16 protein-coding genes are annotated in these 16,291 nt (G+C 60.3%); 5 read left to right on the top strand and 11 right to left on the bottom strand.

Features of this window, described 5'->3' with window-relative positions:
- Positions 1-196: 196 nt before the first annotated feature.
- The 9 genes from hflC to PGR6_RS02465 all read right to left on the bottom strand — a co-directional run bounded on the left by hflC (position 197) and on the right by PGR6_RS02465 (position 10,270).
- Positions 197-1,066, bottom strand: a complete 870-nt coding sequence (gene hflC / locus PGR6_RS02505) for a protease modulator HflC (protein WP_007939589.1) — start codon at positions 1,064-1,066, stop codon at positions 197-199.
- Entirely contained in the window at positions 1,066-2,238 is a 1,173-nt protein-coding gene (gene hflK / locus PGR6_RS02500) for an FtsH protease activity modulator HflK (protein WP_018928501.1), read from the bottom strand. Before hflK ends, hflC begins: the two co-directional genes overlap by 1 nt.
- Before the next feature lie 96 nt (positions 2,239-2,334).
- On the bottom strand, positions 2,335-3,636 hold the full coding sequence (hflX, locus tag PGR6_RS02495) for a ribosome rescue GTPase HflX (RefSeq protein WP_007939591.1): 1,302 nt from the start codon (positions 3,634-3,636) through the stop codon (positions 2,335-2,337).
- 12 nt (positions 3,637-3,648) lie between these two features.
- Positions 3,649-3,909 carry an RNA chaperone Hfq gene (hfq, locus tag PGR6_RS02490; RefSeq protein WP_007902656.1) on the bottom strand — a complete coding sequence of 87 codons (261 nt, stop codon included), beginning with the start codon at positions 3,907-3,909 and terminating at the stop codon, positions 3,649-3,651.
- A 94-nt stretch (positions 3,910-4,003) separates the two neighbouring features.
- Positions 4,004-4,975 (bottom strand): tRNA (adenosine(37)-N6)-dimethylallyltransferase MiaA, encoded by a 972-nt coding sequence (gene miaA / locus PGR6_RS02485; RefSeq protein WP_064616020.1) that lies wholly within the window; start codon positions 4,973-4,975, stop codon positions 4,004-4,006.
- Positions 4,975-6,885, bottom strand: a complete 1,911-nt coding sequence (gene mutL, locus PGR6_RS02480; protein ID WP_018928503.1) for a DNA mismatch repair endonuclease MutL — start codon at positions 6,883-6,885, stop codon at positions 4,975-4,977. The genes miaA and mutL overlap by 1 nt, the downstream gene beginning before the upstream one ends.
- A complete protein-coding gene (locus tag PGR6_RS02475; RefSeq protein ID WP_064616019.1) occupies positions 6,882-8,312 on the bottom strand; it encodes an N-acetylmuramoyl-L-alanine amidase in 1,431 nt (476 codons plus the stop codon). Before PGR6_RS02475 ends, mutL begins: the two co-directional genes overlap by 4 nt.
- The gene (gene tsaE, locus PGR6_RS02470) at positions 8,313-8,783 is read right to left on the bottom strand and encodes a tRNA (adenosine(37)-N6)-threonylcarbamoyltransferase complex ATPase subunit type 1 TsaE (protein WP_018928505.1); all 471 of its coding nucleotides are present in this window, start codon (positions 8,781-8,783) and stop codon (positions 8,313-8,315) included.
- Positions 8,771-10,270, bottom strand: coding sequence for a bifunctional ADP-dependent NAD(P)H-hydrate dehydratase/NAD(P)H-hydrate epimerase (locus PGR6_RS02465; RefSeq protein WP_064616018.1), 1,500 nt, complete (start codon positions 10,268-10,270; stop codon positions 8,771-8,773). The genes tsaE and PGR6_RS02465 overlap by 13 nt, the downstream gene beginning before the upstream one ends.
- Positions 10,271-10,333: 63 nt before the next feature.
- Here PGR6_RS02465 and queG point away from each other — a divergent pair, with 63 nt between their 5' ends.
- Positions 10,334-11,398, top strand: a complete 1,065-nt coding sequence (gene queG / locus PGR6_RS02460) for a tRNA epoxyqueuosine(34) reductase QueG (protein ID WP_064616017.1) — start codon at positions 10,334-10,336, stop codon at positions 11,396-11,398.
- Between the two features lie 93 nt (positions 11,399-11,491).
- Here queG and PGR6_RS02455 read toward each other — a convergent pair whose 3' ends face one another.
- Together PGR6_RS02455 and orn are read right to left on the bottom strand one after the other, a co-directional pair.
- A complete protein-coding gene (locus PGR6_RS02455; protein WP_018928508.1) occupies positions 11,492-12,103 on the bottom strand; it encodes a trimeric intracellular cation channel family protein in 612 nt (203 codons plus the stop codon).
- A gap of 242 nt (positions 12,104-12,345) precedes the next feature.
- A complete protein-coding gene (gene orn, locus PGR6_RS02450; RefSeq protein WP_018928509.1) occupies positions 12,346-12,888 on the bottom strand; it encodes an oligoribonuclease in 543 nt (180 codons plus the stop codon).
- A 107-nt stretch (positions 12,889-12,995) separates the two neighbouring features.
- On the opposite strand from orn, the gene rsgA reads away from it, so the two are divergent.
- From rsgA to PGR6_RS02430, 4 genes are all read left to right on the top strand, one after another.
- Complete coding sequence (gene rsgA / locus PGR6_RS02445; protein WP_018928510.1) at positions 12,996-14,027, top strand: small ribosomal subunit biogenesis GTPase RsgA; 1,032 nt, start codon at positions 12,996-12,998, stop codon at positions 14,025-14,027.
- A 226-nt stretch (positions 14,028-14,253) separates the two neighbouring features.
- Positions 14,254-14,661 (top strand): TIR domain-containing protein, encoded by a 408-nt coding sequence (locus PGR6_RS02440; RefSeq protein WP_064616016.1) that lies wholly within the window; start codon positions 14,254-14,256, stop codon positions 14,659-14,661.
- 2 nt (positions 14,662-14,663) lie between these two features.
- Positions 14,664-15,623: a caspase family protein gene (locus PGR6_RS02435; protein ID WP_064616015.1), complete on the top strand. Its 960-nt coding sequence runs from the start codon at positions 14,664-14,666 to the stop codon at positions 15,621-15,623.
- Positions 15,623-16,108: a toll/interleukin-1 receptor domain-containing protein gene (locus PGR6_RS02430; RefSeq protein WP_064616014.1), complete on the top strand. Its 486-nt coding sequence runs from the start codon at positions 15,623-15,625 to the stop codon at positions 16,106-16,108. Before PGR6_RS02435 ends, PGR6_RS02430 begins: the two co-directional genes overlap by 1 nt.
- Positions 16,109-16,291 lie beyond the last annotated feature (183 nt).

Here is a 16,291-nt window from a genome sequence, read left to right as displayed (position 1 = left end):
CTTCGCCAACCACTTTCCTCGAAAAACCTGTCGAGTCATTCAACTCTGGCGCCTGCATAAAAACAGCAATCAAACGTGCAGACGCAAAAAAGCCGGGAATTTCCCGGCTGCCGCATCATACACACGTTTTCCCAAAGGATCACCCCGCCCGAGACTTTAGCCGCCAGGCGGGGGGATGATTCAGGTCAACGTCGTATCAAGGCTTGGCTTTTTCCAGGTAACGGAAGAAGTCACTGCTCGGGTCCAGGACCATGACGTCGGATTTGTTCGCGAAGCTTTCACGGTAGGCACGCAGGCTACGGTAGAACGCGTAGAACTCCTGATCCTGGCCGTATGCCTTGGAGTAGATCGCAGCAGCCTGGGCATCACCATCACCGCGAACCTCTTCGGATTCACGATAGGCTTCAGCCAGCAGCACGCGGCGTTGACGGTCGGCGTCGGCACGGATGCCTTCGGCCAGCTCGTTACCCTTGGCGCGATGCTCGCGAGCTTCACGCTCACGCTCGGTGCTCATACGCTCGAACACGCTGCGGTTCACTTCCTTCGGCAGGTCGATGGCCTTGACCCGGACATCGACAACTTCAATGCCCAGCTCTTTTTCCGCCATCTTGTTCAGCGAAGCGGTGATGTCTGCCATCAGCGCATCACGTTCACCGGATACCACTTCGTGCAGGGTGCGTTTACCGAACTGGTCACGCAGGCCCGACTCCAGACGACGGGACAGACGCTCGTCGGCAATCTGCTTGAGGCCGGAAGTCGCGGTGTAGAAGCGCTCGGCATCTTTCACGCGCCACTTGGCGTAGGCATCGACCATCACGGCTTTCTTTTCCAGCGTCAGGAAGCGCTGTGTCGGTGCATCCAGCGTCATCAGGCGCGCATCGAATATGCGCACCTTGTTAACGTAAGGCACTTTCACATGCAGGCCTGGCTGAACATCGGCCTGGACCACGCGACCGAACTGCAGCAACACCGCGCGCTCGGTCTGAGCCACGATGTAGAAGCAGTTCCAGGCAACGATCGCCACGACGACGCCGACAATAAGGGCGATCAGCGATTTATTGCTCATCAGCGACTCTCCCTGGTACGTGCCTGCTGTTGCTGCAGATCTGCTGCCGCACGCACATTCACTTCATTGCTGCTGGCTGCTGCGCCGGTCACCGGAGTGCTGGTGCGGCGACCATCCTCGACCATCTTGTCCAGCGGCAGATACAGCAGATTGCTCTGGCCATTCTTGTTGCCGGTCACGAGAACCTTGCTGGTGTTGCTGAAGATTTCCTGCATGGTGTCCAGGTACAGACGCTGACGGGTAACTTCAGGCGCCTTGCGGTACTCGGCCACCAGTTTGGTGAAGCGGTCAGCTTCACCCTTGGCGCGGGAGACGGTCTCGTCGCGGTAACCGTTGGCATCCTCGAGGATGCGCTGGGCCTGACCACGGGCTTCCGGCACGACGCCGTTGGCGTAGGTTTCAGCCTGGTTACGCGAACGCTGCTCGTCTTCACGGGCGCGGATCACGTCATCGAAGGCTTCCTGGACTTCACGCGGTGCAGCAGCGCTCTGTACGTTGACCTGAGTGACGGTGATACCGGTGCGATAGGTATCGAGGAAACGTTGCAGACGCTCCTTGATTTCGCTGGCCATCAATTCACGACCTTCGGTCAGCACCTGGTCCATGGCGGTAGAACCCACCACGTGGCGCAAGGCACTGTCGGTCGCATGCTGCAGGCTGGTTTCCGGCTGATCGACGTTCAGCACGAAGTCCTGCAGGTTGCTGATCTTGTACTGCACGGTCAGCGGCACTTCGACGATGTTTTCGTCTTCAGTCAGCATTTGACCCTGCTTGGTATAGGCACGCTCACGCGTGACGTTTTCCAGGTACTTGCGATCGATCGGCGGGAAATAGATGTTCAGGCCCGGGCCGACGGTTTCATAGTATTTACCGAAGCGCAGCACCACGGCCTGCTCCTGCTCGTCGACCACGTAGACAGCGCTGTACAGCCACACGGCTGCGAGCACGGTCAGACCGATGCCGAGCAGGCCACCAAAGCCGCCACTCTTGCCCGGACCACCACCCTCATCACCGCGTTTCTTGCCACCACCGAACAACCCGTTCAGGCTTTCCTGCAGCTTTCGGAAGGCCTCGTCGAGATCCGGTGGTCCCTTGCGGTCGCCGTTATTGCGGCGCTTGCCACCCCAAGGATCCTGATTATTCGAGTTGCCACCCGGCTCATTCCAAGCCATAGCGCTCTCCATCTGATAAAGCAAAGACGCACCCACGGCGCGCCGACCAATGCTACAGAATGCCTGTCACCGCGGCACAACCGCTTTCTCAGGCTTTTATTGCAAAGTGTGTTGCTCGATGAATTCCATCGGTTGCAGACCTTCGCGGCTCACGAGTCGATTCAATTCGATCCGTGGCAAGCGAACGGCCAGCAGGCTGATGCCTTCTTCGTCGTGTTCTTCTTTTTGCACCGCACCGAGTTCGAAAAACTGCGCACGCAGTCGAGCAAAACGTTGCGGCAAGCGCAAGGTGCCAACAAACAAATCGCTGCCCAACAGTTCCGCCACTGCCTGCTTGAGCAAGTCCAGGCCGGTACCGTCCTTGGCCGACAACCAGACCCGCTGCGGTTTGCCATCGGCATCGCGCTGGATCTGCGGCTCAACCCCCTCGAGCAAATCGAGTTTGTTGTATACCTCAAGGATCGGCAAGTCTTGTGCCCCGATCTCCCCGAGCACCACCATGACCTGTTCGATCTGGGCCATACGATCAGGCTCGTGCGCATCGATCACGTGCAGCAGCAGGTCGGAGTTGCTCGACTCTTCGAGCGTAGCTCGAAATGCCTCGACCAGTTTGTGCGGCAGGTGACGAATGAAGCCCACGGTGTCGGCCAGCACGATCGGCCCGAGGTCCTCGAGCTCTAGTCGGCGCAAGGTCGGGTCGAGGGTCGCGAACAGCTGGTTGGCGGCAAAGACGTCGGAATCGGTGACCGAGTTGAACAGCGTCGATTTGCCGGCGTTGGTATAACCCACCAGTGAAACCGTCGGAATGTCAGCACGCTTGCGCCCGCGACGAGACTGCTCGCGCTGGCTGCGGACCTTTTCCAGGCGCCCCTTGATCTGACGCAGACGAATCCGCAACAGGCGCCGGTCGGTTTCCAGTTGGGTTTCACCCGGCCCGCGCAGGCCGATACCGCCCTTCTGCCGCTCAAGGTGAGTCCAGCCGCGAACCAGACGCGTACTCATGTACTCAAGCTGGGCCAGTTCGACCTGGAGCTTGCCTTCATGGGTGCGGGCGCGTTGGGCGAAGATATCGAGAATCAGACCCGTGCGATCGATCACGCGACACTCGAAAATACGTTCGAGGTTACGTTCCTGACTGGGCGTGAGGATGTGATTGAAAATCACCAGATCGACCTGTTCGGCTTTGACCAGGTCGCGTAACTCTTCGACCTTGCCGCTGCTGATCAGGGTTTTGGCGGTTGGCCGATGACGCGGCACGTTAAAAAACGCGACGGTCTCGGCACCAGCCGAAATTGCCAACTCCTGAAACTCCTGCGGATCTTCGCGCGCCTCAGGGTCCTGACCATCCAAGTGAACGAGAATTGCCCGCTCACCACCACCGTGGCGCTCAAAGAACAAAGGAGACTCCTATCAGGCGTTACCTGGCTCAGCGTCGCCTGCTTCGGATTCGGTTGCGCTAGGCAGACGAATTGGACGAACTGGCACCACTGTAGAGATAGCGTGTTTGTAAACCATCTGGCTGACGGTGTTTTTCAGCAGGATAACGAACTGGTCGAAAGACTCGATCGTGCCTTGCAGTTTGATCCCGTTGACCAGGTAGATGGAAACCCCCACTTTCTCTTTACGTAAAGTATTCAAGTAAGGGTCTTGTAGCGAATGCCCTTTTGACATGTGCCGCACTCCTTTAAGGATTCAATATAAAAAATAGGTAAACAGATGGCTTGGGGCCGTCACACCCCCAAGGATAGACGGCAATTGCAAGGACTCAGCTCAATATGGAGATGGTCCCGAGGTATTTCAAGGCGCGCGGCAGATTGTCGCAATCGAGGCTGTCCAACCAGTGTAAATCAGCCCAACTGCGCAGCCAGGTGAACTGGCGCTTCGCCAATTGGCGCGTGGCAATGATTCCACGCTCCTGCATCTCGGCTTGCGTCAGCTTGCCTTCCAGGTAATCCCAGACTTGTCGATAACCTACTGCACGTATAGACGGCAACCCGGAATGCAAGTCACCTCTATCTCGCAGGGCTACGACCTCGTCGACGAATCCCTGTTCCAACATATTTGTGAATCTTTGTTTAATGCGCTCGTGCAGTACCTGGCGATTTGCCGGAGCGATGGCCAAGTTCGCGACAGTATAGGGCAATTGTTGCAGTCCCGAAGCGGCTGCTTCAGTACTTTGCGCAGATTGTCGCAAGCGTAGCTCAGTCATGCTCTGGCCGCTGACGCGATAAACTTCCAGTGCACGACTAAGGCGCTGCGGATCGTTCGGGTGAATTCGCGCCGCGGATTGCGGATCAATCACCGCCAATTGATCGTGCAGGGCTTGCCAGCCAAGGCGTGCAGCCTCTTCTTCGATTTGCGCACGAACGTCCGCATCGGCCGCCGGCATGTCGGCCAGACCTTCGAGCAAAGCCTTGTAATAGAGCATTGTGCCGCCCACCAGCAGCGGAATATTGCCCCGCGCGGTGATCTCGCCCATGGCTTGCAACGCATCGCGACGGAAATCCGCGGCGGAATAACTCTCGGCCGGGTCGAGAATGTCGATCAGACGATGCGGGAATTCGGCCAGGATCTCTTTGGAGGGTTTGGCGGTGCCGATGTCCATGCCGCGATAAACCAGCGCCGAATCGACACTGATCAGCTCACAGGGCAGGACCTTGGTGAGTTCGATGGCCAGGTCGGTCTTGCCGGCGGCCGTCGGCCCCATCAGGAAAATCGCGGGAGGGAACTGGCTCATCAACGACCGCGCAAGAACAGTTTGTCCAGATCGTCCAGGCCCAGTTGGGTCCAGGTCGGTCGGCCATGGTTGCATTGACCGCTGCGCTCGGTGTTTTCCATGTCCCGCAGCAGGCCGTTCATTTCCGGCAAGGCCAGGCGCCGATTCGCGCGAATCGCGCCGTGGCAGGCCATGGTGCCGAGCAGTTCGTTCAGGTGCGCCTGAATCCGGTCGCTGGTGCCGTATTCCATCAAGTCCGCCAGCACGTCGCTAACCAGTCGGTTGGCCTCGGCCTGTTTCAGCAACGCAGGGATTTGCCGGATGGCCAGGGTTTCCGGGCCAAGGCGCTGCAATTCAAAACCCAGACGCTGGAACCAGGCGACGTTTTCTTCGGCGCAGTCGGCTTCGCGCTGGCTGACCGCCAGGGATTCCGGCACCAGCAATGGCTGACCGCTCAACCCCTCGCTGGCCATGGCGACTTTCAGCCGTTCGTACATGATCCGCTCATGGGCGGCATGCATGTCTACCAGCACCAGGCCTTGGGCGTTTTCCGAAAGAATGTAGATGCCCTTGAGCTGAGCCAGTGCATAGCCCAGCGGCGGAATGTCATCTTGCCCGGCCGGCAGCGCGACCGCATTGGCCTCGGGCAACGGCGCGAAAAACTCGCGATAGGCCGCCTGGGCTTCGGCGACGGGCACGCCGGACTGAGGCCGCGGCGTGTATTGATACTGATAACCGGCACCGGCGCCAGAGCCCGCCGAAGTATTGAAGGACGGCTGGGCCTGAGGCTGCTCCAGCAGCGCATTGGCCGCCAGACGCATCTCGCCCTGCGGGCCGAACTCGCCGGCTTCGATACCGGTTGGCCGGACCATGGCTGTCGCGACAGGCGCGGCCAACTGGTCTTCCGGCCGCACATCACCCAAGGCGCGATGCAAAGTGCCGTAAAGGAAGTCGTGAACCATGCGCCCGTCACGGAAGCGTACTTCGTGCTTGGTCGGGTGCACGTTGACGTCGACGCCCGCCGGATCGACTTCGAAAAACAGCACGAATGTCGGGTGCCGACCGTTGAACAATACGTCGCGATAAGCCTGGCGCACTGCGTGCGCCACCAGTTTGTCGCGCACGGCACGGCCATTCACAAAGAAATACTGCAAATCCGCCTGGCTGCGGTTGAAGGTCGGCAACCCGACCCAACCCCACAAATGCAGGCCATTGCGTTCGATTTCGATCGGCAGCGCCTGCTCCAGAAAGCCCGCCCCGCAGATCGCCGCCACACGCCGGGCGCGGGCCGCGTCATCATGGGCCTCGTGCAGGCTGAGGATGGTTTTGCCGTTATGGCGCAGATGGAACGCCACATCGAACCGCGCCAGCGCCAGACGCTTGATCACTTCTTGCAGGTGATCGAATTCGGTTTTTTCGGTCTTCAGAAACTTGCGGCGCGCCGGGGTATTGAAGAACAAATCGCGCACTTCCACCGAAGTGCCCACCGGATGAGCCGCTGGTTGCACGCGAGCCGCCATGTCCCGGCCTTCGGTTTCCACCTGCCAGGCTTGATCGGCGTCGCGAGTGCGGGAAGTCAGGGTCAGACGCGCCACGGAACTGATGGAGGCCAGCGCCTCACCACGAAACCCCAGGCTCATGACCTGTTCGAGGTCTTCCAGGTTGCGGATCTTGCTGGTGGCGTGACGGGCCAGGGCCAAAGGCAGGTCATCGGCGGAAATGCCGCTGCCATCGTCGCGCACCCGCAGCAGCTTGACACCGCCCTGCTCCACATCGACATCGATGCGTTTGGCGCCGGAGTCGAGGCTGTTTTCCAGCAACTCCTTGATCACCGAGGCCGGGCGCTCAACCACCTCACCGGCGGCAATCTGGTTCGCCAGCCGTGGACTGAGTAGCTCGATACGCGCCGTGTTGGTCAGCACCTGGTTCATTCTTTGGCCGCCAGTTCAGTGCCTGGAATGGTCAACGTCTGACCAATCTTCAGCTCGTCACTTTGCAAGTTGTTGGCACTGCGCAAGGTGGCCGCAGACACCTGATAACGCACAGCGATCATCGCCAGGGTTTCGCCGGGGCTCACGCGATGGTCACGCGGGCCTTGGGCGATCTTGCCGGAATCGCGCAGCCAGGCAATGTAAGTGCCCGGCGGCGGGTTCTGCTGGAAGAATTGCCGCACGCCGCTGCTGATGGAGCGCGCCAGCGCCTGCTGGTGGCTCGATGCCGCGAGTTTCGAGGCTTCGTTGGCGTTGGAGATGAACCCGGTTTCCACCAGGATCGACGGGATGTCCGGCGACTTCAACACCATGAACCCGGCTTGCTCGACACGTTGTTTGTGCAGCGGCGTGACGCGACCGATGTTACTCAAGACTTTCTGGCCAACGTTCAGGCTGGAAGTCAGGGAAGCGGTCATCGACAGGTCGAGCAGCACGCCGGCGAGCATCCGGTCCTTGTCGTCGAGGCTGACGTTGCCGGCACCGCCGATCAAGTCGGAACGGTTTTCGCTGTCGGCCAGCCAACGGGCGGTCTCCGACGTAGCGCCGCGGTCAGACAGGGCAAACACCGACGCACCGAACGCTGCGGCTGACGGCGCGGCGTCGGCGTGGATCGAAACGAACAGGTCGGCGCCCTTCTTGCGGGCGATTTCGGTACGGCCGCGCAATGGAATGAAGTAGTCGCCGGTACGGGTCAGTTCGGCGCGGAAACCTTTCATGCCATTGACCTGACGCTGCAGTTCACGGGCGATGGCCAGCACCACGTCTTTCTCACGCTGACCGCGAGAGCCCGAGGCGCCCGGGTCTTCGCCGCCGTGACCGGCATCGATCACCACGATAATATCGCGCTTGCCAGCCGGCGCGGGTGGCAGCTTGATCGAAGGCTCGGACGGCGTGACGGGTACGGCGGGTACCGTGGCCACAGACGGTGTTGGCGCAGGCGGTGGCGAGGCATCGGCCGCGTTGTCGAACAGGTCGACTACCAGGCGATTGCCGTACTGGGCGTTCGGCGCCAAGGTGAAGCTTTTCGGCGTGACGGCTTTTTTCAGGTCGATGACTACCCGCAAATCGGTCGGCGTACGCTGAGCCGAACGCATTGCCGTGATCGGCGTGTTGGCCGTGGAGACGTTCAGCGGCGAGCCGAGCGTCGCGCCATTGATGTCGATTACCAGCCGATCCGGTGCGGTCAGGGTAAAGACGCTGTGCTGGACAGGCCCCGTCAGGTCGAACACCAGTCGAGTGTTATCCGGCGCCCGCCAAAGGCGAACACTGTTGACCTTCGTCTCGGCCACAGCGTCGACGGTCACCGCCAAAAACAACACCCCTACGGCAGCAACCAACGCGCGAAAGCGCATACCTAACCCCATCATTTATTTGGATTCCAATGCCAAAACGGCACACCACGACTCGCCACGCGAGCCCTGGGGCAAAATTCTCAGCGAACGCCCGCTGTCTTGCGGGCTAATGGTAATGGTCAGGTCGGGCTTTGGCAAAAAGCCTGCACCCTTCTGGGGCCATTCAATAAGACATAATGCGTCGTCATCGAAATAGTCGCGGATGCCGAGGTACTCCAGCTCCTCGGGGTCGACCAATCGATATAAGTCGAAATGGAAGGCGCGGACAGCGCCGATCTCGTAAGGCTCGACCAGGGTAAAGGTCGGACTTTTTACCGCGCCGGTATGCCCCAGGCCACGGATGATGCCCCGGGACAGTGTGGTTTTCCCCGCGCCCAGATCCCCTTCAAGAAAGATCAGACCGTGCCCTCCGGTGGTTTTGGCGATACGTGCGCCAAAATCGCTCATGGCCTGCTCATCAGCCAGGTACAGGGTTACTTCAGACACGGTGCTTGCTCCTCCAACAACTGACGAATGGCTGGAATCAGATCACTGGCCGCCAGCCCGCGGCCTAATTTACCTTGTTGCGCACCGGCATTGGCGTGCAGCCAGACCGCCAGGCAGGCCGCGTCGTACGCGTCCAGGCCCTGAGCGAGCAAGGCGCCCACCAGACCGGCCAGCACATCACCCAACCCGGCCGACGCCATGGCCGGATGGCCCTGATGACACAGCGCCAGACGCCCATCGGGAGTGGCAATCAGACTGCCAGCGCCCTTGAGCACTACCACCGCTGTATATTTTTTGCTCAACGCATGGGCCGCGGCCGGGCGGTCAGTCTGTACGGCGGCTGTCGATATCCCCAGCAATCGTGCCGCTTCGCCCGGATGCGGCGTGATGACACTACCTGCGGGCAAGCTCACGCCACCTTCGGCCAACAGGTTCAATGCATCGGCATCCCAGACTTGTGGCTGCGACGCGTTGGCCGCAGCCGACAACAGGCTGCGCCCCCAGGCGGCCTGCCCCAGCCCCGGGCCGACGACCAGCACCGTGGCCTTCTCCAGCAAGCCCATCAATTGATTGGCCGACGACGTACCGAGCACCATGGCTTCCGGCAAACGCGCCAGGGCGGCCGGAACATGCTCGCTGCGGGTGGCCACGGACACCATGCCGGCACCGCTGCGCAGGGCACTTTGTGCACTAAGCAGGATGGCGCCGCCAAAACCGCGATCACCGCCAACGAGCAATACGTGACCGAATTTGCCTTTGTGGGCAGTTGGAGCGCGGCCGGTCAGACGCGGCACATTACCGGCCGTCAGGCGACGCGCACTGATCTCGGCCCCAATAAATGTCTCGGGGGCGACGTGCAGATCGTTGAATACCAAATCGCCCACCACATCCGCCGCGTCACCGGTGAACAGCCCCACCTTCAAACCGATGAACGTCACCGTCAGGTCTGCTCGAACCGCAATGCCGAGCTGGCGACCCGTATCGGCGCACAGCCCCGAGGGGATATCCACCGCCGCAACCGGGAGCCCACTGGCATTGATCGCGGCGATGGCGCTGGCGAACGGCTCACGCACTTCACCGGTCAGGCCGGTGCCGAGCAAGGCATCCAGCACAATGCCGCGCAACTCGGAGTGCGGGGTCCAGCCTTGAATGGCCACGCCTTCGGCCACCGCCTCGGCATGCGCCGACGCGGCATCGCCCTGCAAACGCCCGGGGTCACCGGCGGCCAGCACCCGCACATGCCAGCCGGCACGTCGGGCCAGCACGGCCACCAGATAACCGTCGCCTGCGTTATTGCCATGGCCGGCCACCACACTCAATTCATGCCCGGTCGGCCAATGGCGGACCAGCGCACGCCAGGTCGCCCGTGCCGCACGCTGCATCAATTCGAAGCCCGGTGTACCGGCCGCGATCACGCTCGCATCGAGCCCTCGGACTTGCGCGGCGCTATACAGCGCGTCGGGTAATTCATCTTTAGTGTGCGGCATGCGTCTTCAGGCTCCGATGTCTGGCAGAATTATACGCATCTCAGCTCCGGTTTCTCTCGCCTCATGCCCGCTATTACCACAGACCTGCCCGCCCTCGCCCAATCCATCAAGGACTGGGGCCGCGAGCTGGGCTTTCAGCAAGTCGGCATCAGCGGCCTCGACCTGGCCGAGCATGAGCAGCACCTGGAGCGCTGGCTCGCCGCTGGCTACCACGGCGAAATGGACTACATGGGCGCCCATGGCAGCAAACGCTCGCACCCGGAAGAACTGGTGCCGGGCACCCTGCGCGTGGTTTCCCTGCGCATGGACTACCTGCCGGGCGACACGCACATGGCGCAACGGCTGGCCCAACCGGAAAAAGCCTACGTTTCGCGTTATGCCTTGGGCCGCGATTACCACAAATTAATTCGTAAACGCGTGCAACAACTGGCGGAAAAAATCCAGGCAGTGATCGGCCCGTTCGGCTACCGCGCCTTCGTCGACAGCGCCCCGGTGCTGGAAAAGGCCATCGCCGAACAGGCTGGCCTGGGCTGGATCGGCAAAAACACGCTGGTCTTGAATCGCAAGGCCGGCAGTTACTTCTTCCTCAGCGAATTGTTCATCGACCTGCCGCTGCCGGTGGACCCACCCCACGCCACCGAGCACTGCGGTCGCTGCACGGCCTGCCTGGACATTTGCCCGACCAATGCCTTCGTCGGCCCCTATGTGCTGGACGCCCGTCGCTGCATTTCGTACCTGACCATTGAACTGAAAAGCGCGATTCCTGAAGATTTACGACCGCTGATCGGCAATCGGGTGTTCGGTTGCGATGACTGCCAGATTGTCTGCCCATGGAACCGCTTCGCCCGGCCTTCCGGGGAAAGCGACTTCAAACCCCGGCACAACCTGGACAACGCCGAACTGGCCGAACTGTTCATGTGGGACGAAGAAAAATTCCTCAGCAGCACCGAAGGTTCACCGTTGCGTCGGGCCGGTTACGAGCGTTGGTTGCGCAATCTGGCGGTCGGCCTGGGCAATGCGCCGTCGAGCATTCCGGTGCTGGAAGCGTTGAAGGCACGGCGGGACTATCCGTCGGAACTGGTGCGCGAGCATGTCGAATGGGCGCTAAAACAACACGGGCTTATGTAGTAGCTGCCGAAGACTGCGTTCGACGCGACTGCGAAGCGAGCCCTTCGGCCTCGAACGCAGCCTTCGGCAGCTGCTACAGGGACTGCGTGTAAATCAGGCTTCGTCGTTATAAACGAACTTGGGCATTTCCCAGTGGAAACGGATCGCCAGCAAGCGCAGCAGGAAGCCGCCGAATAGCGTGATCAGGATCGCCTGTTCACCCGGCAATTGCAGATAGACACAGAATAAATAGCACCACGCCGCGGCAAACGAGACGCTGGCGTAGAGTTCGCGGCGGAAGATCAGCGGGATGTCGTTGCAGAAGATGTCCCGCAGAATGCCACCGAATACCCCGGTGATCACGCCGCTGACCGAGGCCACCAGCATGCCGTGGCCCATTTCCAGGGCGGTCATGCAGCCGATCAGGGTGAACGCGACCAGGCCCGCGGCGTCGAGCACCAGAAACAGCGAGCGCAGATGGCGCATCCAGCGCGCAGCGAAGACGGTGAACATCGCAGCGATCGACGTCAGCACCAGGTATTCCGGGTGTTTGACCCAGGTCAGCGGGTAATGGCCAAGCAACACGTCGCGCACCGAACCGCCGCCCAACGCCGTGACGCATGCAATCAATACCACGCCAAACCAGTCCATGCCGCGACGGCCCGCAGACAGGGCGCCAGTCATGGCTTCGGCAGTAATGGCGATCAGGTAGAGCATCAGCAACATGGTGGCGGTCCTTACGAGAAGGCGCGCAGTCTACTCACTTCACCGAAGCACCAAAAGAGGGCGAAGCATTCACACCTGTGGCGAGGGGGCTTCCCCCCGTTGGGTCGCGTAGCGGCCCCAAAACCAGACACCCTGTTCTTCCAGGCGTACCGCGCCGACCGGTTTGCGACTGCTACGCAGCCGAGCGGGACGGTGCGGCGTTCCGACAAGCTCCCTCGCCACAAAAACCTCCCTATGCCCAATCAGAACTTGATGAAATTCTTGCGGTAGTGCTGCAGCTCGGCGATCGATTCGCGGATGTCGTCCAGGGCCAGGTGGGTGCTGCCCTTTTTGAAGCTGTCGCGCACATCCGGTGCCCAACGCGCGGCCAACTCCTTGAGGGTCGACACGTCGAGGTTGCGGTAGTGGAAATAGCTTTCCAGCGACTTCATGTGGGTATAAAGGAAGCGACGGTCCTGGCAGATGCTGTTGCCACAGATCGGCGACTTGCCCTTCGGCACCCATTTCTCCAGGAAGGCGATGGTCTGGGCTTCCGCTTCGGCCATGCTGATGCGGCTGTCGCGAACCCGTTGGGTCAGTCCGGAGCCGCCGTGTTGACGGGTATTCCACTCGTCCATGCCGGCGAGGATCTCGTCGCTGTGATGAATGGCGATCACCGGACCTTCAGCCAAGGTGTTCAAATTACTGTCGGTGACGATGGTGGCCATCTCGATGATGACGTCGGTATCAGGGTTCAGCCCGGTCATTTCCAGGTCGATCCAGATCAGGTTCTGCGGGTTCTGCATATGTCGGCTCCTCGGCGTAGGTTCGCAGTTTAGCCTAGGGAGACGGCCGGGCGTGCTAAACTCGCGACCGTTTTACCTAATCGCTGCATTCTCGATACGGAACACCCATGGCCAAACGCCAACTCAATCGTCGTCAAAACTGGCGCATCGAAAAGATTCAGGGCGAGCGCGCTGCCCGCGCCGCCAAACGCGAGTCCTCGGCTGTCGAGGCACTTGAGGGTGGCGACCTGGGTCCGGAACAGACGGGCCTGGTGATCGCGCACTTCGGTGTACAGGTTGAAGTCGAAGCCCTCGATGGCGAGCTGGCCGGCCAGGTATTCCGCTGCCACTTGCGCGCCAACCTGCCGGCGCTGGTGACCGGTGATCAGGTCGTATGGCGTGCCGGCAACCAGGGCATCGGCGTGATCGTGGCGCAACTGCCGCGCAAAACCGAGCTCTGCCGCCCGGACAGTCGTGGACAGCTCAAGCCGGTGGCGGCCAACGTCGACATGATCGTCATCGTCTTCGCACCGCTGCCAGAGCCTCATGCCAACCTGATCGACCGCTACCTGGTTGCCGCGGAACATGCGGGTATCCGCCCGTTGTTGCTGCTGAACAAATTCGACCTGATCGACGAGCAGAACGCCCCGGCGCTGAATGCCTTGCTGGCGGTTTACCGCACGCTGGGCTACCCGGTGCTGGAAGTGTCGGCGCACCACGGCAACGGCATGGAACAACTTCAAAAACTGTTGGACGGGCACATCAGTGTGTTCGTCGGCCAGTCCGGTGTCGGCAAATCATCTTTGGTCAACAGCCTGTTGCCGGAAGTCGAAACCCGCGTCGGCCCGCTGTCCGAGCTGTCGGGCCAGGGCACCCACACCACCACCACCGCGCGGTTGTTCCACTTCCCCGGTGGCGGTGAGCTGATCGACTCTCCGGGTATCCGCGAGTTCGGCCTGGGTCACGTCAGCCGTGCCGACGTCGAAGCCGGCTTCATCGAGTTCAACGACCTGCTCGGCACCTGCCGCTTCCGCGACTGCAAACACGACCGCGAACCGGGCTGCGCCCTGCTCAAGGCCCTGGAAGATGGCCGCGTGCAGCAGCAACGGATGAACAGCTACCGGTCGATCATCGCCAGCTTGCCTGAAAACAGCTATTAAACAGACGCTCCAGCCGCCCCGACATTAACGGGACGGCTGGCCGCTCGTAACCACCTACAAAACAACCTACAAAACAACCCGTCGACTTAAACATCAGATATTTCTGTAGGGCGTCCGCACGCCTGTTTGAAGGGCACTTCTCTTTCACCGCGAAGCCCTTGTTTCGGCCATTCAACTGCATACATTCAAAACCCTCTTCGCACATTGGCGATACCGAGGGCACCCCATGCAAACCTATCATTTGTTCATCAGCCACTCGTGGAACTATTCAGACGCCCACGACAATCTGATCCGCCTGCTGGGCGCACAGCCGGACTTCAGTTTCAAGAACTTCTCGGTGCCACCGCACAACCCGATCATCGGCGCCCGCACCGACAAACAACTCGAAGAAGCCATCGAAAACAAGATCCGCCCGTGCTCGGCAGTGCTGATCATGGCCGGGATGTATTCGACCTACAGCAAGTGGATCAACAAGGAAATCGAGATTGCCAAACGCATGGGCAAAGTGATCATCGCGATCAAACCGTTCGGCGCCGAGCGGATTTCCAACGTAGTGCGCGAAGCCGCACACGCCGAATGCGCGTGGAACACCAAGAGCATCGTCAGTGCGATTCGCCTGCATACGGCGATGTGATCATGCGCAAGGGACTGTTTATCGGTATCAACCACTACTCGCATATCGCGCCGCTCAGTGGCTGTAACAATGACGCCATCGCCATGGCCTCGATACTGGAACGACATGCGACGGGTAAGCCCAACTTCAAAAACCTGGTGCTGACGTCCGCCGAGGAGTATCTGACTCGCCAGATGCTGGAAGAGAACATAAAGCAATTGTTCTCCGGCGACTGCAATGTGGCACTGCTGTACTTCGCCGGACATGGCCACTTCGAAAGCGGTATCGATGAAGGCATGCTAATTCCACAGGATTACCGCTGCAGCAACGATGGCATTCGCATCAGCGACATCCTTCAGTGGGCGAACGCTGCCGACAAGATCAAAAACAAAGTCATCATTCTCGATTGCTGCGAAGCTGGCGCCGCGGGCGAGATGCGCGGCCTGCGCGGTGGCGCCAGCGTCATCGGCGAAGGCATGACGATATTGACCGCCTGCAAGAAAGCCCAACCCGCCCTGGAGGAGTCCGGCCATGGCGTGTTCACCGGACTGCTGCTGCAAGCGCTTCACGGCGGCGCCGCCAACGTATTGGGCGAGATCACGCCTGGCAGCCTGTATTCGTTCGTCGATAACGCATTGGGCGCCTGGGATCAGCGTCCGGTGTTCAAAACCAACGTGTCGCAATTCATCGCCCTTCGCGAAGTCCCGCCGCTGATTCTGGAAGAAATATTAAGCCGCTTGCCCGAGTGGTTTCCCGAGGCACAGTCGGTCTATGCACTTGACCCCAGCTACGAGCCCACCGAAGCCACGTACGACCCGGACCACGGCCACATCTTCAAACAACTGCAAAAGTGCAACCGCCACAGCCTGATCGAACCGGTGGACGCCGAACACATGTACTACGCGGCCATCAACTCCACCGGTTGCCGCCTCACGGCACTCGGCGCCTATTACCGCGAACTCGCCCTCAAAGGACATTTCTGATGCCCGTATTCATCAGCTACCGTCACGTGGATCGCCCCCACGCGATCGCCATCAACAGCCGTCTGATACAGGCCAACATCAAGACCTACTTCGACGTGCTGGATCCGGAATCACAGACCACCGACGACATCACCGGGGTCATCACCCGCAACATCACCGCATGCACGCATCTGATGGCGGTGGTCTCTGACAAGACTGCGCTCTCGTGGTGGGTACCGTTCGAAATCGGCGAAGCGACCATCAGCAACCGGCGGATCTGCTCATTCAAGACCGAACCGGCGGAACTGCCGCTGTACCTCGATAAATGGCCAAAGCTCAGCACTGACAAGGATCTGGATTTTTTCATTGATGCCTACCGTGAAGAAGTGGCGACCAAGCGCTCCATGACGCTGGATTCGATCAGCGAATCCCTTTACGGCACCTACAGACGCAATGCCGAGCTGTTCCACGACCAGCTCAAAAACCGCATCCGACGGGGTTACTGACAGGTGCAAAAAAGCCGCGATGATCGCGGCTTTCTGGTCTTTAGCAAGCCTTGGATGCGCTGGGCTGGAAGCTGACGCACTGAGCAGACTTGCCCAGCCAACATACCTTACGTCCAAAATCGGCATTACAGAGCCATCTTAACAGCCAAATAACAGGATTTACGCACGCTATCAGCGCCTACG

The organism is Pseudomonas sp. GR 6-02 (genome assembly GCF_001655615.1).
In the GTDB taxonomy this organism is placed as follows: Bacteria; Pseudomonadota; Gammaproteobacteria; order Pseudomonadales; family Pseudomonadaceae; genus Aquipseudomonas.
This window is presented reverse-complemented; position numbering and strand designations above follow the sequence as displayed.

What these genes read in the sequence shown, in the direction of transcription:
- hflC (WP_007939589.1), bottom strand. Translation starts at nt 1,066, where the DNA reads ATGAGCAATAAATCGCTGATCGCCCTTATTGTCGGCGTCGTCGTGGCG.
- hflK (WP_018928501.1), bottom strand. Translation starts at nt 2,238, where the DNA reads ATGGCTTGGAATGAGCCGGGTGGCAACTCGAATAATCAGGATCCTTGG.
- hfq (WP_007902656.1), bottom strand. Translation starts at nt 3,909, where the DNA reads ATGTCAAAAGGGCATTCGCTACAAGACCCTTACTTGAATACTTTACGT.
- miaA (WP_064616020.1), bottom strand. Translation starts at nt 4,975, where the DNA reads ATGAGCCAGTTCCCTCCCGCGATTTTCCTGATGGGGCCGACGGCCGCC.
- mutL (WP_018928503.1), bottom strand. Translation starts at nt 6,885, where the DNA reads ATGAACCAGGTGCTGACCAACACGGCGCGTATCGAGCTACTCAGTCCA.
- PGR6_RS02475 (WP_064616019.1), bottom strand. Translation starts at nt 8,312, where the DNA reads ATGATGGGGTTAGGTATGCGCTTTCGCGCGTTGGTTGCTGCCGTAGGG.
- PGR6_RS02465 (WP_064616018.1), bottom strand. Translation starts at nt 10,270, where the DNA reads ATGCCGCACACTAAAGATGAATTACCCGACGCGCTGTATAGCGCCGCG.
- queG (WP_064616017.1), top strand. Translation starts at nt 10,334, where the DNA reads ATGCCCGCTATTACCACAGACCTGCCCGCCCTCGCCCAATCCATCAAG.
- PGR6_RS02455 (WP_018928508.1), bottom strand. Translation starts at nt 12,103, where the DNA reads ATGTTGCTGATGCTCTACCTGATCGCCATTACTGCCGAAGCCATGACT.
- orn (WP_018928509.1), bottom strand. Translation starts at nt 12,888, where the DNA reads ATGCAGAACCCGCAGAACCTGATCTGGATCGACCTGGAAATGACCGGG.
- rsgA (WP_018928510.1), top strand. Translation starts at nt 12,996, where the DNA reads ATGGCCAAACGCCAACTCAATCGTCGTCAAAACTGGCGCATCGAAAAG.
- PGR6_RS02440 (WP_064616016.1), top strand. Translation starts at nt 14,254, where the DNA reads ATGCAAACCTATCATTTGTTCATCAGCCACTCGTGGAACTATTCAGAC.
- PGR6_RS02435 (WP_064616015.1), top strand. Translation starts at nt 14,664, where the DNA reads ATGCGCAAGGGACTGTTTATCGGTATCAACCACTACTCGCATATCGCG.
- PGR6_RS02430 (WP_064616014.1), top strand. Translation starts at nt 15,623, where the DNA reads ATGCCCGTATTCATCAGCTACCGTCACGTGGATCGCCCCCACGCGATC.